The sequence below is a fragment of the Magnetococcales bacterium genome (genome assembly GCA_015231755.1).
Lineage (GTDB): Bacteria > Pseudomonadota > Magnetococcia > Magnetococcales > Magnetaquicoccaceae > Magnetaquiglobus.
The window spans coordinates 43,763-65,276 of the sequence record JADGAZ010000022.1; the positions used below are offsets into that span (position 1 = coordinate 43,763).

Below are 21,514 nucleotides of genomic sequence, written 5' to 3' on the forward strand. Positions count from 1 at the left end.
TTCTTGTTCTTGTTCTTGTTCTTGTTCTTGTTCTTGTTCTTGTTCTTGTTCTTGTTTTGGGTTTCCCTGGCTCTTGGTCTGAAGGCGAGAGCGTTTGCAGGTGGCGACCGTACCGAGGGGATCCCAATGAAAATCTGCCATTTGTGGATTCTTTTTAGCGGACTTTTTGGATTAATTCAAGCAAAATCTGCGGGTTTGGTGTTTTTTTTAAATAGAAATAATTCTTGATTGCGACGTTCGTCCGAGAGCTGTATTATTCTGGCGACAATCAACTGACATGAACGCTTGATTCTTGCTGTGATTCCACTCATTGTGAGCGTGGAAGAGTATTTGTAATAGGTATAGTGTTAATTTACGATCTTTTTATGGATCTTTTTATGGATGATCTTGATGAGATTAATTGGTTCCGTTTGGATCGCAGGCTCGTAGAATACACATGCAATGCAAGATTTGCAGATTTTAATTTTTGGTGGCTGTTTTTAGGCTGGTCTTAAAAGTATTATAAAAAACATAAGGATTTAAATGTGGATAAACGGTCTGGTTTTCAGTTTCTGTTCAAAACCATTGCGTCAGAGGCTGTTCGTCTGTAACCTTCCCGGTAAAATTCACAGGTTACCCCATCGTCGGATGATCAGAAACAGGAAGGCTATCAAATGATTGCAATTGCCACTTTTTTCTCTGGACTTGGAGGGCATTTGGTTTTGGCCTTCCTGGTGATCAGTGGCTTCTTGATCAGCTTGGGGCTGTTTTATTTTCAAACCCGACGCATCGGCAAACAGGTCAAAAAGGGGCTGCGTCTGATCGAAGAGTGCAGTCTGTCTCCGGATCAGAATCAAACCCAGGATCCCTTGAAACGGGATCTGATCCGCAAACAACGTTTCGCCAGCCAGTGGACCCGCTTCCAAAGAGGCATGTTGGAACCCGACATGCATTTTTTTGCGTCGGCGTGGGCGGAGTTCCAAAAACATTTGACCCTGCCCACCACCAATGCCGCTCTGCCCATCCGCACCACGGCGGAACCGGCTTTATATTTTAACGAGCGCAGTCTTTATTTTGTCAATATCAATTCACGTTTGTACGATGCCATCCCCGGATTTTTGACCGGTGGGGGTATTTTCGGCACCTTTGTGGGTCTGGTCGCTGGCATCTATCTGGCTCAGGACGGGATGTCCGCCGGTCCCCAGGAGATGAAACAGGCGATGAAGTTTTTGATGGGCGGTGTCTCCACCGCCTTTCTGACTTCCATTTTCGGTATTGGCCTGTCCATTCTGTTCTCCATTCTGGAAAAGCGTCGGCAACACTGGGTCGGTCGTCTGGTTCAGCGTTTCAGCGAGCAGTTGGAAACCTGTCTGGAGATGTCCCATGACGAAAACAGTGGCTTGTCCCGCATCCACACCGTGCAGATGGAACAACTGATCGAGTTGCGCAAACTGTGTCAGATCCTCAAGGCCCCTGCCGCAGATCGGGGAGCCGCCACCGCCGGCGGCGCAGGGGACATGGATACCCGCATCGGGGCGAGTCTGGCTCCGGCTTTGGGCAAGATGTTTGAAACCCTGGTCCGGTATCAAGACAATCAGCGTTCCGCCCATCAGGATTCCCTGCAATCGGCTCTGGCCCCCCTGCTGGATCAACTCCAGTCCACCCTGGCGCAGAAATTGGGATCCATCGAACTGGGTCTGTTTTCTCTCAACGAAAATCTGCGCAAGCAACAAGAGCTTCAGACCGGTCTGTGGGAAGACCTGAGAGATGGCAGTCAGAAAGGGTTGCTCGATACCGCCCGGAATATACGGGAATCCATGGATGGCCTTGGCGTCAGCATGTCCACGTTGATGCGGGAGTCCGCCGAAGGCTCTTTCGGTCGTCTGGATCAGGCGGTGCAGACCCTGACCGGCGCCGTGAACGATATGAAGAACGCCCAACAGCAACTGCATCAGGATTTGGTCGGCGCGGTTACCCGCATCGAGGTGGACCAGCAGAGTCAAACCGATCAGAAGATCCAGACATTCGCACAAAATGTTTCCAGCTTGCATACCAGTCTCGATCAGCACAATGAACGGCTCGCCCTGTCTCTGAAAGACGCCGCCCACACTCTGAAAGAAACCCTCGACCATACCCAGAATTTCCTTTCCGGCAAACAACGGCAATCCGCCAAGGATCTGGACGACTTGTGGCATCGCGGGTTGTCCAGTCTGGCGGATGTGGCGTCGAACATGAAGCATTCCCAAATGGAAGTGGCGGCGATCTTGAAAGATTCCACGGTGGGACTGAAAGATTCCACCTCGGGCCTGAGTGGACGGCTGGAGCGCACCATCGCCGATCTGGCGGATGTGGCCGCCGGCATGCGGAGTGCCCAGGTGGAGATGTCCGTGGCGCTGCGGGACTCCTCGACGGGGCTTGCCGGACGCATGGAACGCACCATGACCGATCTGGGCGCCGTGGCCGCCGGCATGAAATCCGCTCAGATGGAACTGGTGGGACTGCTGCGGGAATCGGCGAACAGTTTCAGTGGTCAGATGAGCAACAGCCTGGAGGATCTGGCCCGCTCCTCCACCGCCATGCTGGCGGTGCAAAACGAAATGCAACGCATCTTCGGCGCCGCACCCCATCTGCTGGTCGCCACCGAGAAACTCCTGAATGGCATGGAACGGTTCCAAGAGCAGGTTGGCTCGAAAATCGATACCCTGGCGAGTACCCAATCCCGGGAGGACGGTGCCCGCATGAATCCGGAAACGCTGCTCGATCACATCACCCGTCTCATGGAACGTTCCCGCGCGACCGAGGATCAGGATGTCGCCAGTGTTTCCAAATCCATGGTGGTGGCCGGTGAATTGATCCTCCACGCCGCCGAAAGCCTCGAACAGACCGCAGCCGGCATGGCCAGTCATTTTGCCACCTCGATCAATCATCTTTCCAGCAATCAGGCGGAAATGATCAGTGGGTTCCACGCATCCAGCGATGGGATCACCTCTCGACTGGATGACGCCCTGGCGTCGTTGGTCCAGCATTTTTCCAGCAATCAGGCGGAAATGATGCGTGGATTCCATGACTCCAGCGATGGAATCTCCTCCCGGCTCGACGACGCCCTGGCCTCTTTGGTCAATCGTTTTTCCAGCAATCAGGCGGAAATGATACGTGGATTCCACGAATCCAGCGATGGGATCTCCTCCCGACTCGACGCCACCCTGGCCTCTTTGAAAATCACCATGGAAGGGGTGCGTCATGCCATGGGCGAATTGCAACGTTCCGTGATCCAGGCGTCGTCCGCGTCGGCCCAACCCCAACCGGTCATTCAGGCGCCGGTGTTGGAAGATCGACAGATGTTCCAGCAACGTTTTGAAGAGGTTCTGGGAGGCATCCTGCATTATATCGAACGCATGGACGCCAACCATCAGGCCACCATCCACAGCATCAACGATCGCAATCAGGCGGTCGCCACGGTGCTGCAACAGTCCCACGAAAAGCTCAACCTCGGAAACGAGGATCTGGAAAATCTGCTCCAGTCCACGGCGGTATCGTTCCAGCAGGCGGCCTCCGAAATCAACGTCGCCGCCAACCGCATGTCCCAGACGTTGCAGCAATCCACCCGCTGGTCCGAAGAGAGCCGTCACGCCATCGCCGGGGTGATCGATTTTTCTTCAACGTTCGATCAGGCCCAGGGTCGTTTTGGTCAGATGATCGATGCCATGGAGTCCGGTGCCATGATGATCGCCGTGGCGGGAGAACGTCTGCAAACCAGCAGCGACAAGTTGGAACGGGTTTCCAACGCGATGAACGATACCCAGGAGACCGCCCGTCATACCCTGGCCGCCATTACCAAGGCCCACGAGCAGTTGCGCAACCTCTGGCACAACTACGAGACCCGCTTTGAGGGGGTGGATGAGTCGTTGGGACGGACCTTTGTGAATCTGAACAACGGGTTGCAGGAATTCTCCGACCGGGTGTTGCAGTTCATTTCCGGTGTGGACGACCATATGGGCGGCATCAGCGAAAAACTGGGCTACAGCATTGGGGACTTCGGCACCAAGTTGGAAGACCTCAACGACAGCATGAGCGGCTTTTTGGAAAAGATGTCCACCATCCTGATCCGACCCATCCAGGAGACCGCCCGTCAGGTGGCCCTGGCCGGAAACCGCATTCACGACACCATTCAAAGCGTCGAACAGCTTTCCCATTCCATTTCCATCACCGAAGGCACTGCCCGGGATGGGGCGGAACAGACCCTGGCCGCCTTCCAGGATGCCCAGGAACGGATGAAATCCACCATCGCCATGATGCAAAACCAACTGCAATCCACCTGGGCCGAACACCAGAACCGGTTCGATCAGGTGAACGCCTCCATGCAACAAACCATGGCCTCGATCAACAGCGATCTGGAGGACTTCTCCTCTGAGAAAATTCTGGAATTCATCGGTGGCGTCGATGAACACATGGAAAGCGTCTCGCAACAATTGAAGGATACCATCGGGGACTTCAATTCAAAGCTGGACGATCTGAACGATTCCATGTCCTTTTTTGTTCAAACCCTGTCGAGCGTAAAGTAACGGATCTCCCATGTATCAGCGACGCCGAGATATCAGGGGGCCACAGTACACAGCCCATGACTATTCCATCTCCATCAGCGATGTGATGTCGGCTTTGCTTTATGTTTTTATTGTCATCCTGATTATTTTCTCATTCAATATGGGCAATTCCGAAAACGATTTTCGTTCCGAGTACATCAAGGCCGCCAAGGAACGAGAACGCATGGAAAAAATCAACGAAGAACAGAATGAGAAACTGAAAAAACTCGAAACCGGAATCGTCGAACTGCATGATCTGGCGGCCCATCTCAAGCGGGATCTGGATCAGCACATGGCCAAGACCGCTCAGCTTTTGTTTCAACTGCTCACGGACATTCATCGGGACTTGCAGACCAACGAAAATCTCAAGGTTTTCATCGATCCCAATCATGGCCTGCTGCGTCTGCCCAATGAAATTCTTTTTCCGTCCGGATCGGCCCAGTTCGCCCCCGGCGGAGAGGAGACCCTGAACAAATTGACCCGGGTGTTGGCGCGGCATCTGCCCTGTTACGCCGGTACGCTGGAAAGCACCAACCGACCCTCCTTCTGTGAAGATCGACAATGGAATCCCGGTACGCTCGACGCGGTTTTCATCGAAGGGCACACGGACAACATTCCCTTGAGCCGGGCCAATCCCCACAGCAACAATTTGCATCTGTCCGGGATGCGGGCCATCAAGACCTTCGAGACCCTGCTGGGCAGCGAGAATCCGGATGCGGGCGTCGAGAGGGCGGATTCGGTTCTGGGCGGATTGCGCAACCAGAAAGGGCAACCTGTTTTCGGGATCAGTGGGTATGGAGATCGTCGTCCGGTGATCTTTTATGCGGAACCCACCCCCGACGCGGCCAATCGACGCATTGACATACGGTTTTTCCTGGTCAATCCGAAACCTCCTGCGGTCATTCCCCAGCTTTTTGAAGAGTTGGATCGCTTGACCCAAAAGCTCGATGCCCTGAAATGAGCTTAAAACGCGCACTCATCAATCATCAGTACACGTTTTTTTTCCCGATGCAGATGCCCATCGGTGGCAAACTCGCCCGTGCCGAAGAGAAGATTGCCGAACGACTGGCCGCGCTTCCCCTGATCCGGACCCCGGATGTGGAGGATCGGCAAATCGGTCTGGAGCGTGTCACCGACCATATCCGGGAAACCGGTACGCTTTCCGGTCTGTCCCGCAAGGATCTGAAACGGATGCCCTGGTTTTTGTTCGAGACTCTCGGTGACGGGCGTACCCTGGCGGATGATCCCGGTGTGTTGCGTCAGTGGGAGGAGTGGTTTGCCGCCAATCCTGGCAGTGGCACGTTGTCGGCGTTGGTTCACAATGTCTTGTTGCACTATCCCCAAGGCGGCCAGTTGGCTTTTTGGAAGAATTTGATCGAAAAACATCTGGTCCACAGTCGTCAACCCAGCCTGATGGCCTGGAAAGAACGGTGCGAACGGTTTCACCTGTTGGACCCGGATGGACCGCAGAGGTTTGCCGAGACAATCTATCGGGGAGAAGTCACCTATTACGATTTTTGTCAGGCGGCGGGGCTGTCCGGAGATCTGGCCCGAAACGGTTTCGTCCGCAAGGGGTTGGACCGTCTGCTGGTGATGATGGGTCGTTATGCCGACAGCAACGGTTTGCAGACCGAACAGCTTCAAACCCTGCTGAACGGTTTTCGCGATCAACAGGGTCGCTTCATGCAAATCGTCGCCGGTTTCACCACCCAATTGGCCGAAGTGTTGTTGCGTCCGTTTCAGGATCGTGAAGCCGAAACCCGTCTGCGCAATCTGCTGAGGGATTTCCTCATCAAAAATCTGGGCGATCCCCGCACACATCCGGCTGCTTGGCATGCCGTGGATCCCAAGGCGCGTCAGGTCATCATGCAATGGCTGGTCGGAAGACCCGCCCGTATCGATGACAAGCTTTGGATGTTTGTCCAGGAAGCGAACAAACAAATGGTGGAACTCGAAAACGATCTGTATCAATTGAAACATCGGCTCGGCGCCACGCCTCTGAATGTGATACCTCATGCCATTCAGCGTCTCAACGCCATCATGGGGGTGGCCGAATTTTTCAATCTGTTTGAAGTGATCCATCTGTGTCAAACCATGGAGTCGGTCTTGATCACACTCAGAGACAAGACCGTCTTGGCGGATGTCCCCATGATCGACGCCTTGATCGTTCAGCACGGTCGCTTGCAGGATGCCATCCGGGATGTGCCAGGATTTGTCTTTCACACCAGTTGAGCTAGGCTGGATGGATTGGGCTGGAAGCCCGGCACTGAAACTGCTATGATCCATCGTTGCCTTGACTTCTTGATTACGGACCACAGCCATTGACTTCCAGAACCGCTCAAGCCTGCCCCAAACCCTTCATTCCCATTCAACCGGTTGAAGACCAGGAAAAGCGTTCTGCGGCCCATTGTCGGCAATGCGCCAACAGCGCGGCGCGTCTTGACTTCATGGTGACCCTGTGCGAAGCCTTTTTCAGCACGACCATGGGGGCATTGACGGGCAGCGCGGGCCTGCATGCCCTGGCGTTGTTGATGGGAGGGGATATCCTCTCCAAGGGCATCAACTGGATGGCGATCCGATTTTCCCACAAAGCGCCAACCAATCAGTTTCCGTATGGTTACGGGCGGATACAGTTTCTGTCGGCGTTGCTGATCGGTGTTTTGTTGGTTTTTGGCGGTATGCTGTTTTTTGTTCACAATATTCAAGATATCCAGAACGGTCAGATTCAACGCGCCGGTGTGGTGGCCATTTTCTCTTCCCTGCTGCTGGCCGCCTCTTCCTGGATGATGTATCGCATCATGACCTGTACCGCAGACCACAACAACAATCCGGCCATTCGCGCGGCGGCCATGGACAATCGGGTGGACGCCTGGTCTGCCATTATGGTCCTGATCGGTGCGGTGTTGACCCATTTCAACTTCATCACCGCCGATCGCATCATGGCTTTGGTGGTCTCCATGCTGGTTGTCAAACTGGGTGGTTCCATCGTCATCGATGCGGTGCATGGTCTGCTGGACATGGGCTTGCCTGAGGATGTCCAGGCCCAGATTCAGCATTTTTGTTGCTCTTCACCACGAATCGCGGGTATCAAAAGTTTGAAAGGACGCCGCATGGGCAGCTCTTTCGCGGTGGATATCGAAGTGTTTCTGGCGGGAGAGTTGTCGGTGAAAGAATCCCACCTGGTCCGGATGGAAATGACCCGCACGATCCGCAACAAGGTCAAGCACATCGAAAACATTCAAATTACGTTTTTCCCCGCTCCCGCCCTCTCTCCTTAGAGACGTCATGAAAGGCGGGGAACCCATCCTGGATCCGTGTGGACCTGTGGATGGGTTCCTTTTGTGTCGCCATACCGGTTTTCTGCATGGCTCATGCGTCTTGCATCGGTTTGGTCTTAACGGCTTTTGATCCAGGCGTTCATCATGTCCACTTCTGTGCTTGACGCGGTTTTGCCATCGGGCGCGAAGATGTGGTAACAAGATTGGGATGAGGGGGGGGGATTGGTTTGGTATGAGCCGCCATGCCGGGATTTGCTCAGGGCAAAAATGCCCCCCGTAAAGATCAACTCCCGGACTTCCGCATTTTTTTCCACATAAGGGGTATTCTGGATTCCAGGCATGCGTAACGAGCTGTCGAGGATATCAAAATCGGTTGATCTTCCTGCCAGCCATTGGTCGAAATACAGACGCGCCGAATGACCCGGCAGGTCGGGGAAAATGGAGAAGATCAGACAGATTCCCGTATCTTCCAAATAGCGGGGCAGTTCTGTGATAATCCGTTGGACAATCTCATTGCCTGTTGCGCCCCCGCTCCAGAAATTGGAACCGCTTTGTGAACCCGCATCCGGGATGTAAGGCGGATGTGACACAATGGCATCGAATTCGCCTTCCGCAGGCTTGTACACATCACCCAGAAGAAATTCCACGTTGCCGATATCGTTGAGTGCCTTGCTGAAATTGGCAAAGGCGACGGCTCGTGGATTGTTGTCGATACCAATCACCTCGCGGCAATGCGAACTGGCGATGAGGGCGTGGACACCCGCCCCGGTGCATAAATCCAGCCCGCGATCCCGTTTTTTGCAGGAGAGAAGATGATCAATGACGGTTCCGAAAATAAAGGATCCGGCGAATAACCACATGACCTGATTCATGTCAGGATTTTTTTCGATTGGGTCGGTGACGATGTAGTGATCGAAGCAGGGAAACAGACTCAACGGTGCGCGAACCGTTGTATCCGATATTTCAATCAGTGACATTTCCGCCAGATGGTCAAGATCCGATGCCGGAAAGAATTGGCTGGCCGTTGCCAAGGGGATCGGGTTCCCATCTATGAACAAGGAGATCAACATGTCCGTTCCATTGCGGGGATCGGGTTGCCATGTCGGGCGACGAATCTTGTTGAATGGCACACCCAGGAAGGGATCCACTCCCAGGCGTTTGGCGCATTCCTGATACGTATATCCATTCTCTTTGAATCGTTTCACCACCCCATTCATGAATTTTTGTTGAATACATTTGGGTTCTGGTATTATTTGCATCTTCATGAGTCCTTTTGTAAAAAAGTCAGCCTTGCGTCAGCGTCTTTTTACTTTTTTTGTTGAGGAGTGTGGCCTGTCCAACAGGATGATAATTTTTTTTTGTTTGCTGTATATGGTTTTCTTGATGGGGGATTGACCTGCTTTGTGTTGCGGAAATTTTAGCTGTCCTGTTGGGAAGGGGTCTGACTGTTCGTCAATAAGACGGAGTATATCAAAAGTCCAGATTCTTTCAATGCATTTTGCTGTGTTTTGTGAAAGTGATTGTTTGCCTGGTCCACTATCAATCGTGAGCGTTGAATCGCTTTTCGTATTGATGATTTTTATAATGAGTATTTTGTGTCGGAAAGGGAGAATCCTGTATGGAATGTGTGCTTGTAGGTTGTCTGACAGTGCCGTATGGCCGTGAAGTTTGAAAATGCTTGGGTTGCCGATTGCCCTGATGTTTCCATTGCCCCTGTTGCGACCCGCATTGCGACCCGCGTTGCGACCCGCGACGCCTGCACCTTGAATGGTGTTGGCCATCGCGGGTCCAGCCGGTGGGCTTCAGGGGCTACCAGTGCAGGGTGACCCCCGTGAACAGATGGCTTGCCGTGTAATGGGTGGTGGGGCCGGTGACCTGGGTGGTGTAGCGGTCCATTCCGGCGTTGAGCAGCCAATCCACGTGGGATCCGAGCTGCCATTGCGCCCCGGTCATCACGCCCCCTTGCTGGGTGTCGGCCAGATTGAACAACACGGCGGTATCCCCGTCCACGCCGTAGATTCGTTGTCCCAGCAGGGCGCCCAATTGGGTCGAACCCGGCAGCCAGCCGTTCCCCGAGGGGAAATAGTGGGTCCACTTGAGTTCCACGGCATCGGTCCCCGAATGCTGCATGGCCCGCCGGGGATTGGAGACCCGGATGTCGTACCACCGGGCCTGAACCCATTCCGTACCGCCGTTCAGGGCGAAGCCGAGGGTCGGGGTCCACTGCTGAACGGTCAGGTCTCCGTTGCCGATCCGACTGTCGCCGTAGCCGCTCGCGGCATATCCCAGATCCACATAGCCGCTACGGCTTGTGTTCAGATAGGACATTTGCAAGGCGATGGTGCCCACATCGTCGGTTTCGTGGGTGGCGTCGTTGCTGGATGAATAGTAGCCGTCCATCCGCATGGTCAGCCGTCCGGGCAACCAGGAGGAGGTGACATGCACCCGGCCCGACACGAAACCGGTATCCTGATCCAGCGCCGGCAGGCCGGATTGCATCTCCAGACGCATGTGGGACAGAGCCAGGGTGATCCCGTAGCGCTCCGGACGTTCCGCATCAAAGGTCACGCCGTAGTCTCTGGCCTCATCCCGGGTGGTTTTTCCGTCATACGGCAAAAAGGTGAATTGGGGCGTCAGCCGAAATTGCCAGCCGTCCGGAATTCCGGAGTGGTTGTCGCCGCGCGCCTCCCCGGCAACGGCGTTCCCCGACATCAACGCCAGTGCCACCGCGACCGCCTGCCAGCCGTCGGGGCGGAGTTCTCGAAGCTCATTGTTTTTCATGACGTTGTTCCTTATTGGAAAGAAATTTTTGCTGGCACGGGTCCGTCAAGGCCGGACAATTTTTCACAGTTCGACCCACAGTTCGCTCTCTTCAAAAAAGGCGAAGGACTGGTACAGGCGCACCTGATTGGGCCAGCGGTATTCCATGGTCCGCAGCAACGGATTGTAGATCGCGGTGTAGAGGGTGCCAAACCCCTGGGCGTAGTTGGCGGTGAACAGTGGAGCATACTCGAAGGCGTTGACGAAGGATTCAATGCTCGTCAACGGATCGAACAGCTTGCCGATCAAAAATTGCTGCCGCTCGTAGGATCGGGAGAACATGGCGTAGTTGGTGACCACGCAATCCCCCTGATGATTGACCGCGAAGGGTTTGCAGGTCACGTTTGGCGCCGCCACCGGAGACAGTTCCACGCAGCGCACCTGTCCCTGGAGATCCAACAGCAGAATGTTGTAGGCCATGTGCGCCGGTACCCGGGTCAGCACCGCCACCGCCTCGTCCACGGTGGTGCAGAACTCCAGGATGTAGCGCAAGATGATGGGAATTCCGAACCCCTCGGTCACATCGCTCTTGCCGCCGAAGGAGAGGGAAACGCACAGCCCGTGTTCGTTCATGCCGTCGAGCACCCCCCAGAGGCAATCGGTGGAGGCGATCACATGGGTATCGTGCCAGCGGCTTTTCAGGATGCGGCCTTCGCAGTAGTCCGGGGCATAGTCGTAGTTGCGCACCAAAGTCGGCGTGTACCGGGTCCACACCGACTGGGTGCAGCCGGTCAGATAGGGGGCCGGACAGTAGAAACTCAACAATCGGGCATCCTGGGCATCCGCCTGGGTCAGTGTCAGCAGGTTTTCCCAGAAGGGCACCAGTTCGGGCATATGGGTCTCCAACGCCGCCCGGCACTCGGCGAGACCCGGCCGTTTCAGCTCTCCTTCGCTGGCGAACCAGCGCCGGTAGGCGGGCATGGCGGCCCGATAGTGGGCCAACCATTTGGGGCCTGGCCGCTGCTCGTCCACGGCCTGAAAGCGTTTGCTGGCATGAAAGCTCATCGTGCGGGTCCGCTCTTGTTGATCGAGGGGGTCCGGACCCGCGCCAGCAGGGCGCGTTCCCGGGCGTCGAGGGCGCGGAACCCGAACAGTCCCTTGAGCCCCGCCAGCCATTTCAGACCCGTCGGCCCCAGGCGTCCGGCGTCGTCGCCGATCACCTGATTGACGAACAGAATCGCCAGATCGGCCCCCTTGTAGGCATACTCCCCGGCGGTGAGAATGCGCAGGATGAAGGCCTCGTCGGCGCCCAGGGCGGCCCGGCGGTCGTATCCCGGCCTTTCAAGCTTCAGTCCGCCGTTGGCTTCCATCCGGTAGACCCCGGACACGGGCGCTGCCGTGATCATCTGCAACGGCTCTTCGGTGTACTTGAGGATCATCTGGGCCGCGATCCCTTGCGCCCCTTGCGCCAGCATGGCGCGGTTGAACGCCTCCACATCGAGGGTCAACTCCACGCCGTCGTCGTATTCGAGCAGATGAAACAGGAACAACGGAACCGTGCGGGCGCTGAAGTCGGACAGATTGGTCATGGCGCTGATCCCGGTGATGCGGGGATTCAGTTCCCCCAGGTACAGTTCCCCCGTATCCCGGTCGATCAGATAGTCCACCTCGAAGTAACCCCGGTAGCCCCGCTGATAGAGCGCCTGACCCAGCGCCTTGGTTTTTTCCAGGGCCTGTTGCCGGATGGCGGCGGGAAAGGATTCCGGATACAGCTCGTTGCCGCACCATCCCCCGGGATAGGGGGTGAGGCCGGGATCGCCGATCAGTTCGGTGAGCAGCGGGCCGACGAAGGTTCCCCAGCGGGTGGCGCAGGCTTCGATGGCGGTGCCCCGGCAGTTGACCCGACGCATCACCTTGACCTGGGCCTCGGCGGAGAGCTTGCGGGCCACCTTGAGATAGTCCACCTCGTTATCGATGAAGAAAGTGGTCTTGCCGGAATCCCCGTAGGCGGTCTGCACCACCCAGCGTTCCCCCAGTCCGGCCTGGGCGGCCACCCGGCGCAGCTCCGCGAAGGAGCCGATTTTGGCCAACCGGTTGGGAACGCTCGGCACTCCGGCCTGATCTCCCAGTTCGGTGGTGACGATCTTGCTGTCGATCTCTTGGACCAGACGGTTGGGGGGGAGGGCGATCCGTACCCCCATCCGGTGGCATGATGCTTCGATCGACTCATCGAAGAACAAAAACAGCGCCCGGGGCGCAGGGGCGTCACTTTTCTCCCCTTGCGGGGATCCCTCTCCGGCGAGACCGCGTTCCAGGAGGTGACGGTTGATCTCTTCCAGGCTGGTGAAATTCCGGCTGCGGTCGTCTGCCACCAGACGCACCCGGGGATGAGCGCCGTCGTAACAATCGACAAGATTGATATTCTGCCAATTCCCGACCCACTCATGCAGCCCCATCAGGTTGAAATTGGTGGCGCTGATGAAACGATAGGGCACCGGGCTTGCGGCGAAATATTCCCGGATCCGGTCGATGGAGTCCAAGGGCCGCCTGGTTTCCTGGTTCATGGTGTTGTCCTTAAATGGTCAAGTGGCCAAGGGTGTGCCGGGGTACCGGTCAGTCGTGCGAGATGCTCCTCCCGGAACACCTTGAAGCCGTCTTCGAGATCGAATCCGTGAATTTCCCCAATCCGGGTATGGCGGAAGAAGTCGAGTATCTCCGCCGTGATGATCTGTCCCGGCACGATCATGGGAAAGCCCGGAGGATACGGGGTCACAAACGCCGCCGATACCAGCACCCGTCCGCCCTGGACTTGCAGCAGGGTATCGGCGGACAGGGGCGCATAGGTGACGTTCGCCTCGTCGTCCCCCTGGTTGCAAGCGGCGCGTAGATTGCTGGCGGGATACTCTCCGTCTTTCCAGGGCAGAAAGGCCGCGTGGAAGTGGCGTCTGCCGGGCATGGGAAACAGGGCGACCGGAATCGGGACCGCGCGGCGCCGTCGCTCGTGGGAGGCCATCTCCCGCAGCACCTGCAACAGATAGTCGATGGTCGCCTGGGTGGCGCCGATGTTGATCAGAAACAGCGCGGTATTCCGGGAGGTCTTGTTGATCTGGATGTTGTAGCGGGTCATCAGCAACTGCCTGAAACCCGTCCCGTCCAAACCCGTCCTGCCGACATCCAGGGTGACTCGGGTCGGATCGATCACGAACATCTCATGGCCCCAGCGGCGGCGCAGATGCGCCAGCTCCGGCGCCAGGGGCGTATCGGTCCCGTGGTCCGTCATCCTGGACCCGTTATCCGTTTCGTCGTCTGTCCCGTCCATCGTGTCGGCTGCCGGCAGGCGATGGCAAACCGGAATCAGCTCCTCGTCCCCCAGCACGGTGAAATAGCCGTTGAGCAGCGTCGATTCCCGAATCCAGCGCCGCAGTTGCAACGCCAGCCGGATCGCCTCCCGCACCCGGTGGAATCCCTCCAGGGCCGTTTGTCGCCGGGCGATGTCCAAGGAGGCGATGAGCTGATAGTTGGGCGAGGTGGAGGTGTGGATGCGGAAGGCTTCGAGAAAACGGGCCTGATGAAACGCCACATCGACGATATGGATCATCGATCCTTGCCGGAAGGCGCTTAACGTTTTGTGGGTCGATTGGGTCACATAGACCCGCAGGCGGATGCGCGCCGGGTCCGGATAAAGGCGACCCTGCCATTTTTCCTCCGATGGATCGGCGGCGAAGCCGGCAGACCAAGTGGCGTAAAAACGGTGATAGTCATGGTCCCGAATCCGCCGGCGAATCCGTTCCACGGCGGTCATGGCGGTGCGGCCATGATAGAGGGGATGAAAATGGGCGAACGCCGACCACGCCTCGTCCCAGTGGAAGATGAGATCCGGCTTGATGGCGAGCAGCTCCATCATGTAGCGCTCGCTATGATAGACGAGGCCGTCGAAGGTCGAATTGGTCAGGCAGATCTGTTTTAAAAGCTCCAGGCGACCGTGGCGTTTGAGATCCAGCATCACCGACTTGATCTGAGCCAGATCCACTCCGCCATACAGATCGTATTCCGGCAGCGGATAGGTTTCGAGGAAGATCGGACAGGCCCCGGTCAGCATCACCGCGTAGGGAATGGATTTGTGGCAATCCGCGGAGATCAGCACGATGTCGCCGGGCCTTAAATTGGCCTGCATGACGATTTTATTGGCGGTGGAGGTGCCGTTGGTGACGAAATAGCTTGAATCCGCGCCGAAGCTCTCCGCGGCCTTGACGTGGGCCTGCTTGATGGCGCCGGTGGGATCGAGGAGCGAATCAAGCCCGCCTTGGGTCGCGGAGGTTTCCGCCAGGAAAATGTTGTCGCCATAAAATTCCAGCATGTCGTGAATCCACGGCGAACCTTTCACCGACGCTCCCCGGGAGAGGGGCAAGGCGTGAAACACTCCCCTGGGCTGTCGGCTGTAGGTTTGCAGGGCATCGAAGAACGGCGTGGAGAAGCGATCCCGCACCCCGTTGAGCATCGCCAGATGCAGATCGTGGAAGGGATGCTGCGTGAACAAGACCCGGTTGAAGAGCTGTCTGATTGCCGGAGCGAGTCCGGCAGGGGCCGCCTCGCTGATCAGGTAGTGATCCAACTCCGGACGCAGGCTGCGCATGGTGCGGCACAGCGTCACCTCCACATCCTCTTCCGGCACCGGCAGTGGCCCGTCCGCCAGCATGGGCCGGCTGAAGGCCTCGAACCAGGGGCCGGAATTTTCCCCTGTGGGCCGAATGGGACGGACATGGACGCAAGCCTGCAAATCGGTATTGGCCAAAAGTGCGGTCAGGGCGTCTTCGGCGTTGCCGACGCACACCAGATCGTAGAGAAATTCGTCGTGGGGCGAGCGGAAGCTGGCCAACTGCTGCCGGTAGCGCAGGGAACCGGCTTCCGGATCGGGCAGGATCACCAGCACCTCGAAATAGGGCCTGGAACGGGCCGTCGGCACCGCGTCCAACTGTTGCTCCTCGTGCCACGCGGGACGGTCCAGCCGTTCCAGATGGGTCTGGAACGGCAAAAAGATCTGTTGGCGATAGCGCTCCCCGCGCAGATGGTACAGGCTGTTGTTCACCAACTGGGCGATCAGTGCGTGCCGTCCCTGGGACAGATGCTGCGTCAGGCGTTGCAGGATTTCCCGACCGGGAAAGGCCCAAAAGCGGTCGATGGGTGCCAGTCGCGTCAGTGCCGTGTTGAACGCATCGGCGGGGAATGGTTCCCGACCGGCCAACGCGGAGAGTTCCTGCCACAAAGACAGGCGCAGATCCAGCAGATCGAAAGGGGTCGAGGGGGTCATGATGCCTCTCCGGGTACACGGCCCCAGGGACGGGCGGCGGTCAGGGTCACCGGGGCGCTCACGGCTGCTCCAGGGCGGCCTTGGCTTCCGCCTGATCCGGCAGCCGGACCAGCACCGCCCGGTAGGCTTCCGCCGCCTCGCGTTTTTGGCCCAGTCCGGTCCGGGCCCGGGCCAGATAGAGGAATCCCATGGCGTCGCTCGGAAAAGCGGTGATCAGGGTGTGCGCGGTTTGGACCACGCCTTGCCACTCCCGTGAACCGGCCTGGGCAACCGCGAGCCGCAGCAGGGCCAGATAGTTGTGAGGGGCTTTGTCGAGGATGGTGCGCGCCTCCCGTTGGGTTTCGTCCCAACGTTCCAGGGCCAGCAGGGGCAACAACAGCCCCAACCGGGCGTCGAGGGAGGCACCGTTGCGCTCGATGGCCAGCCGGTACTCCCGGATCGATTCGTTATGGCCGCCCAGCAGATACAACAGCCAGGCCCGGCGCAGACACCTCAGTTCCGCGTCCGGACCGTTGACCGGAACCGGATCAAGCACACCGAGGGCCTCCACGAGACGACCTTCCGTTTCGAGACGGTAGGAGTGTGCCCAGAGGCTCTCCCCGGCGTTGGCGGGAGCCGAGGCCAGCAGCAGCGCCGCCAGCAGCAGCGCGGCGCCCGTCCCACGGACGGGTCGAGGAGAAGCGCCGGAAAGCGAATGCAGGATCATACGAGCCTCCGCAAGGAAATGTGGCCGCCGATGGGTTCTTCCCAGGCGGGAACCCCGACATCGGCTTGCTGGAAGGTGCTGGCGGCTTCGAGGACATACCGGACCGATCCCGCCTCTCCTTCGAGGTGGGTGCAGCCGAACTCCGGGACCAGCAGCGCCGAGGTGTGGATCGTGATACCGAAAAGCCGTTGGCGGTGTTCGGCCTCTTGTTGCCAGGCCTGGGCCGCGTCGTCCCAGCGGCGGCGATGGAGGCTGACGGCGAAGGCGGCCCATGGCCAAAACAGCGTGGCGCTCCAGGGGGCTGAGCCGCCGGGCAGCAACCGGGCGGGGGTGAACGCCTCCCGCCAGTGATCCACTTCGTCCGAAGCCGGGGTGAATCCGCAGGCCAGCAGCCACAGATCGAAACAAGGATCGGGTTTGCCGCTGCGTTCGTGACAGGCGAAGGTCGCCCAGGTGGAGTCCGCCAGACAGCGCGCCCCGGCGTTGGACACCAGCATCAGCCGGCCCGACTGGTCTACCTCGCAATGCAGGCTCCAGTCGGCGGCGGGGGCGCCATCGCGGGTCACGGTGTAGCGGATGCCTCGTCCGGCCAGCAGGTAGAAGGGGCGTATATCCCCCGTTCTGGCCGGACTGACTGCCGCGCCTTCGTTCGGTGTCGCGGCCAGGAGATAGGAGGCGGGTCCACCGGCTTCCGCCACCAGCACGCTGGCCAGATGGAAGGGCACCGTGGGTGCGCCGGGATCGTCGCCGGACTGGACATGCAGATGGATGTGGGGTTGGGGCGAGCGTCCCGAATTGCCGCAGGTACCCAGATAGTCCCCGGGTTTGAGCCAGTCGCCGGGGGCCACCGCCACCGAACCGGGAATCAGGTGGGCCAGCACCACCCATTTGCCGTCTGCCAGACGGATGACCACGCAGTTGCCCCAGTTGGCGGCGGCGTTGACCGTGCCCGGCGGATTGTCGGGGACATCGTTGACGACCCTCCAGACCTGACCATGGACCGGTGAAAGCACCGGCTGGCCATAGCAGAGGAAATCGGTGAGCGCGCTGCCTTGATTGATGAAACTTTGCCCGTCGCGGGTGATGATGAAATCCAGGGCGTGACGCCAGGAACCCCGATGGGTATGGGCGCCGGCAACGCCTTGCAGAATGGTCCAGGTGCCCAGGAACGGCACCGCGAGGGGCACGCTCGCCGGACTGCCCACGCGTCCCATGTTGATCCGGGCCCGTTCGTGGGAGCGTTCCGGCAGGTCCGGGAGCAGCAGATTGAAGGCGGTGGTCAGACGCGCATTGCGCACGGCGGCGTAAAGCACCAGCCAGGAGGCCGCCACAAAGGGAACGGAGTAGGGGAGCAGATGCAAAGGAGTGAGGATTCGCCCCAGGGCCAGGGAGAGCCAGGCGGCGATTCCGGCGGTCAAGGCCGCCAGCAGGGCGGTGGACCCGGAGGGTCTGGCGAACAGGCCTCCCACCAGCATGGCCGCCAGGATGGCGTTGGTTCCCCAGGCGGTGCCGGCCAGATGCTCCGGGGCCGCACCCATGGATTGCAACCAGAGTTGGGCCGTGCCATAACCGAGCAGAGCGATGGCCACGTAATAGCGGGAGGCGAGCAGCAGCACCGCCAGCACGCACATTCCGGCCAGGGGTTCGCTGGAGAAGTAGAAATTGCCGAAGGCGCTCAAGAAACGATCGACGGCATCGCCGAAAATGGCCGTGGGGGCCACATAGGGACGCTGTTGAAGCGCGGATAGGCTTCCACCGGCCGCCCCGGTGAGCATGGCCACCAGCGTGAACGGCAGACTGAGTACCGGCATTTGCACCAGGGACCAAGCCAGACGGCCAAGCACCACGGTCAACCAGCCGCTCAACACGCCGCCCATCGCCACCATGCCCGCGGAACCGAAACCGTGGATCCACACATGACCGATGAACAGTCCCACCAGCAGACCGTTGAACACGCAGACCGGTCGTTCCTCCTCGCCAGCCCCGGCGAGTTCTCCCGCATGCCAGGCGATCAGCCCCCCCGCCAATCCGTGGAGACCGCTCCAAGGGTCCAGGAGGGTCATCAGCCCCAGAGGCACGCCGAACCGCCAGGAGGGCAACAGGGAGACCCAGCCGTAACCCCGGGCGGTCTCCTCCGCGAGTTTGAACAGATAGTGACGCCACGTCATGAGGAGGTCATTCCTTTTAGCCCGGATTGACCTTCGGGTGTGTCAGCAGGGCAACCGGCATTTTCATCCTCTCTCCAGCATGTGGACTATTAACGGAAGGTATCGATCCCGGCCATCCCGGAAACGCTGGGAGAGTGCTTGAAAGAGCGCTTTGCAATATTCATGCTACGCCATTTCGGGATGGGCGTAAACAGGGTCCTGCCTCGTCGCAACCAAACGGGCGTTGTGTTTTTTGACTTCAGGTTTGGTTGCTGTGGACCGACATTGATATCGGCTAGAGTTGGATCTTCCGCAAGGATTTTTAAGGGTGGCAGAGTCAAATTGTGCTGTAACGGAGAGGGTATGAACCCAAAGTCGTCACTGCCCGGCGGATCCAGGTCGGATCGTCTCCCGTCCGGTTTTCGGTCCGCGTTGCTGTGTCTGGTTCTGGGGGGGGGTGCCGCGGCCCATGGGGAGGGCGTGCCCGACCTGCTGGAGCGCTCCCGGGCTTGGCTGGAGCAGGGCAAACCGGAATGGGCCCTGTCCAGGTTGAGCGCCGAAGAGGATCAGCGCGCCGGCGAGTCGGCATTCGATCTGCTGCTGGGTTGGGCGCTCATGGCGAGTGGTCGGGACGACGAGGCTGTCTTTGCCCTGGAGCGGGTGCTGATGCTCGACCGTCAACAAAGCCAGGCCCATCTCCAGTTGGCCATGCTCGCCAAACGGCGCGGCGATACGGGACAGGCCAAGGTCCATTTCAATCAGGTCGATGGGGAGCGGTTGTCGCCGACGTTCAAGCCGGAGTGGCAGCATTTGCGTGACACCCTCCTCAAACAACAGGCCGGCCCATCCGGAAGCGTCCAGGGCAGGCAGGGCACGCGTCTGGCAGGCAACCTGCTGTTCGGCATGGGCTATGACACCAATGTCACCAGCGGTCCCCATGCCGAAGCGTTGATCCTGCCAGGGGTTTCGCTCAACATGCCGACCCACTTGGGCCGCTCTTCCCGGCAGGGCAGCACCTTGCTGACCGTGACGGGGAACGGTTCATTCCTGACCCCGCTGACCCTGGACACCTCGGTGGGCGGTACCCTCTCCGTCACCCAGAACGCGTTGCCGCAGCGTCAGGACCTGGATGAGACCACCATCACCGGTATGCTGGGCTTCAGTCATGGCATGGCTGGTGATACGGTCTCGCTGGCCGGTTTTTTCCAGGATGATCGGGTGGACAAAAACGAGTATCGCTCTTTCTGGGGCGGGGCGACCTCCTGGAGTCATCCGCTCAACGACAGACATACCTGGATCAGCCATGCGCAGTATCTCAACGATGATTATTCGCTTTATCCCAGCTATTCGATGCAACGGGTGGCCGGCGGGATGGCGGATGAGATCGCCCTGGACAAAAAAGGCTCCCATGTGTCCGGGGGATGGCATGTCGGTCGCGAGTGGCCGAAGGATGGCACCGCTCCCCAGGTGGGTTTGCGTCTGGTGGGGCTGGATCTGGGGACGAAGTTCCTGTTAAGCGATACCGTGACCGCCCAGGGCGTCTTGCAATACGAAAGGAAGGATCATGACGCCAGGGACCGTTATCATCTTCAGCAACGCAACGATGATCTGTGGACCATGGGTGGCTCCGTGGATTGGGAGTATGCCAGACATTGGCACGTGATGCCCTCCATCACCCACGTTCAGAATCGGTCCAATCTGGAACTTTACCAATACGACCGCACCATCATAACCCTTGCCTTGCGTTGGGATTTTACCCATGAAAAACAGTGATGCCGTCAGGAGTCGGATCTTTTGGATGGCGTGTTTTCTGGTCTTGGGGCTGTCGGCTTGGCAGGTCCATGCCGCCAGCCCGCCCGATGGGCCTGCGGCGCGCATTCTGGTGTCCACCGGGGAGGTGCAGGTGCAAAGCAGGGGGCAGCAGGGGAACAAAGCCCTGGAGCGGGGTTCCCTGCTTTATTCCGGGGATACGGTCATCACCGGCGCCCACGGGGAGACCCAGTTGCAGTTCGTGGACAAGATGATCATGTCCTTGTATCACGACACCCGGTTCGCCATCGACGCGTATCACTTCGCCGCCCAGGATCCCAACGACCACAAGGCGCAGTTCAGTCTGGTTTCCGGGGCCATGCACATCCTGACCGGCCTGATCGGCAAGCAGAAGCCTCAGGAGTTCCAAATGCGCACCAATCTGGGTACATTGGGGGTGCGCGGGACGGAATACTACACGGCTTTGGACAACGGATTGAACGTCACCGTGGTCTCCGGGGTGGTGATCCTGTCCAACCTGAACGGCAGTCTGGAGATCCAAGCCGGACAGAGTGGCTTGATCCGTTCCTCCACCATGGCGCCGCAGATCAGTCAGCATCCCCTGGCGATGGATCAGTTTCAGGGCGTCAAGCCCGGCGCCGTCGCTCCGGAGCCCCAGGGCGGTCAGCAGCAGGTTCCGGGTCAGTTCCCCGGCGGTGGTATCGGTCTGCCGGGTGGACAGCCGCTCCCCGGCGGTGGCATCGGCCTGCCGGGGGGACCGTTGCCAGGAACCCTGCCGATGCCAGGCGGTTTGGGAGTGCCGGGCGTGGGTGGACCCGGGGCGGGAATCCAGGGTGTGCCGATGCCGACCACCGCGCTGCCCCCGGGAATGGGACCGCAGATCGGCAAACCCCCCGGAGCGCCGTGAGGGCCTTGGAAATGAGATTTCCGCCGGCTGCGGCGGAGAAGGGCCAATGGACGGCGGATGTTTGGCCGATGGCATCATG

General features: G+C 58.8%; 14 protein-coding genes. 6 read left to right on the forward strand and 8 right to left on the reverse strand.

Annotated features, from left to right (window positions below):
• Positions 1-695 precede the first annotated feature (695 nt).
• The 4 genes from HQL98_13710 (at position 696) to HQL98_13725 (ending at position 7,837) form a co-directional block, all read left to right on the forward strand.
• Complete coding sequence (locus tag HQL98_13710; GenBank protein ID MBF0273101.1) at positions 696-4,541, forward strand: hypothetical protein; 3,846 nt, start codon at positions 696-698, stop codon at positions 4,539-4,541.
• Positions 4,542-4,551: 10 nt separating this feature from the next.
• Positions 4,552-5,520 (forward strand): hypothetical protein, encoded by a 969-nt coding sequence (locus HQL98_13715; protein MBF0273102.1) that lies wholly within the window; start codon positions 4,552-4,554, stop codon positions 5,518-5,520.
• Positions 5,521-5,567: 47 nt separating this feature from the next.
• Positions 5,568-6,791, forward strand: a complete 1,224-nt coding sequence (locus HQL98_13720) for a hypothetical protein (GenBank protein MBF0273103.1) — start codon at positions 5,568-5,570, stop codon at positions 6,789-6,791.
• An 89-nt stretch (positions 6,792-6,880) separates the two neighbouring features.
• Positions 6,881-7,837 (forward strand): cation transporter, encoded by a 957-nt coding sequence (locus HQL98_13725; GenBank protein MBF0273104.1) that lies wholly within the window; start codon positions 6,881-6,883, stop codon positions 7,835-7,837.
• Between the two features lie 116 nt (positions 7,838-7,953).
• Here the strand turns inward: HQL98_13725 and HQL98_13730 are convergent, their stop codons facing one another.
• The 8 genes from HQL98_13730 to HQL98_13765 form a co-directional block, all read right to left on the reverse strand.
• Positions 7,954-9,102, reverse strand: coding sequence for a class I SAM-dependent methyltransferase (locus HQL98_13730; GenBank protein MBF0273105.1), 1,149 nt, complete (start codon positions 9,100-9,102; stop codon positions 7,954-7,956).
• Positions 9,103-9,132: 30 nt separating this feature from the next.
• Complete coding sequence (locus HQL98_13735) at positions 9,133-9,618, reverse strand: hypothetical protein (GenBank protein MBF0273106.1); 486 nt, start codon at positions 9,616-9,618, stop codon at positions 9,133-9,135.
• Positions 9,619-9,646: 28 nt separating this feature from the next.
• Positions 9,647-10,618: a hypothetical protein gene (locus HQL98_13740; protein MBF0273107.1), complete on the reverse strand. Its 972-nt coding sequence runs from the start codon at positions 10,616-10,618 to the stop codon at positions 9,647-9,649.
• 63 nt (positions 10,619-10,681) lie between these two features.
• Positions 10,682-11,662, reverse strand: a complete 981-nt coding sequence (locus HQL98_13745; protein ID MBF0273108.1) for a hypothetical protein — start codon at positions 11,660-11,662, stop codon at positions 10,682-10,684.
• A complete protein-coding gene (locus tag HQL98_13750) occupies positions 11,659-13,161 on the reverse strand; it encodes a biotin carboxylase (GenBank protein ID MBF0273109.1) in 1,503 nt (500 codons plus the stop codon). Before HQL98_13750 ends, HQL98_13745 begins: the two co-directional genes overlap by 4 nt.
• Positions 13,158-15,905, reverse strand: a complete 2,748-nt coding sequence (locus HQL98_13755; protein ID MBF0273110.1) for an ornithine decarboxylase — start codon at positions 15,903-15,905, stop codon at positions 13,158-13,160. The genes HQL98_13750 and HQL98_13755 overlap by 4 nt, the downstream gene beginning before the upstream one ends.
• A gap of 58 nt (positions 15,906-15,963) precedes the next feature.
• Positions 15,964-16,611, reverse strand: coding sequence for a hypothetical protein (locus tag HQL98_13760; GenBank protein ID MBF0273111.1), 648 nt, complete (start codon positions 16,609-16,611; stop codon positions 15,964-15,966).
• Positions 16,608-18,779: an urea transporter gene (locus HQL98_13765; GenBank protein ID MBF0273112.1), complete on the reverse strand. Its 2,172-nt coding sequence runs from the start codon at positions 18,777-18,779 to the stop codon at positions 16,608-16,610. Before HQL98_13765 ends, HQL98_13760 begins: the two co-directional genes overlap by 4 nt.
• 342 nt (positions 18,780-19,121) lie before the next feature.
• Between HQL98_13765 and HQL98_13770 the strand changes: the two genes are divergently transcribed.
• A complete protein-coding gene (locus HQL98_13770) occupies positions 19,122-20,531 on the forward strand; it encodes a DUF560 domain-containing protein (GenBank protein ID MBF0273113.1) in 1,410 nt (469 codons plus the stop codon).
• A gap of 25 nt (positions 20,532-20,556) precedes the next feature.
• The gene (locus HQL98_13775) at positions 20,557-21,435 is read left to right on the forward strand and encodes a FecR domain-containing protein (GenBank protein MBF0273114.1); all 879 of its coding nucleotides are present in this window, start codon (positions 20,557-20,559) and stop codon (positions 21,433-21,435) included.
• Positions 21,436-21,514: the final 79 nt, after the last annotated feature.

What these genes read in the sequence shown, in the direction of transcription:
- HQL98_13715 (MBF0273102.1), top strand. Translation starts at nt 4,552, where the DNA reads ATGTATCAGCGACGCCGAGATATCAGGGGGCCACAGTACACAGCCCAT.
- HQL98_13720 (MBF0273103.1), top strand. Translation starts at nt 5,568, where the DNA reads ATGCAGATGCCCATCGGTGGCAAACTCGCCCGTGCCGAAGAGAAGATT.
- HQL98_13730 (MBF0273105.1), bottom strand. Translation starts at nt 9,102, where the DNA reads ATGAAGATGCAAATAATACCAGAACCCAAATGTATTCAACAAAAATTC.
- HQL98_13735 (MBF0273106.1), bottom strand. Translation starts at nt 9,618, where the DNA reads ATGGCCAACACCATTCAAGGTGCAGGCGTCGCGGGTCGCAACGCGGGT.
- HQL98_13740 (MBF0273107.1), bottom strand. Translation starts at nt 10,618, where the DNA reads ATGAAAAACAATGAGCTTCGAGAACTCCGCCCCGACGGCTGGCAGGCG.
- HQL98_13745 (MBF0273108.1), bottom strand. Translation starts at nt 11,662, where the DNA reads ATGAGCTTTCATGCCAGCAAACGCTTTCAGGCCGTGGACGAGCAGCGG.
- HQL98_13750 (MBF0273109.1), bottom strand. Translation starts at nt 13,161, where the DNA reads ATGAACCAGGAAACCAGGCGGCCCTTGGACTCCATCGACCGGATCCGG.
- HQL98_13755 (MBF0273110.1), bottom strand. Translation starts at nt 15,905, where the DNA reads ATGACCCCCTCGACCCCTTTCGATCTGCTGGATCTGCGCCTGTCTTTG.
- HQL98_13760 (MBF0273111.1), bottom strand. Translation starts at nt 16,611, where the DNA reads ATGATCCTGCATTCGCTTTCCGGCGCTTCTCCTCGACCCGTCCGTGGG.
- HQL98_13765 (MBF0273112.1), bottom strand. Translation starts at nt 18,779, where the DNA reads ATGACGTGGCGTCACTATCTGTTCAAACTCGCGGAGGAGACCGCCCGG.
- HQL98_13770 (MBF0273113.1), top strand. Translation starts at nt 19,122, where the DNA reads ATGAACCCAAAGTCGTCACTGCCCGGCGGATCCAGGTCGGATCGTCTC.
- HQL98_13775 (MBF0273114.1), top strand. Translation starts at nt 20,557, where the DNA reads ATGGCGTGTTTTCTGGTCTTGGGGCTGTCGGCTTGGCAGGTCCATGCC.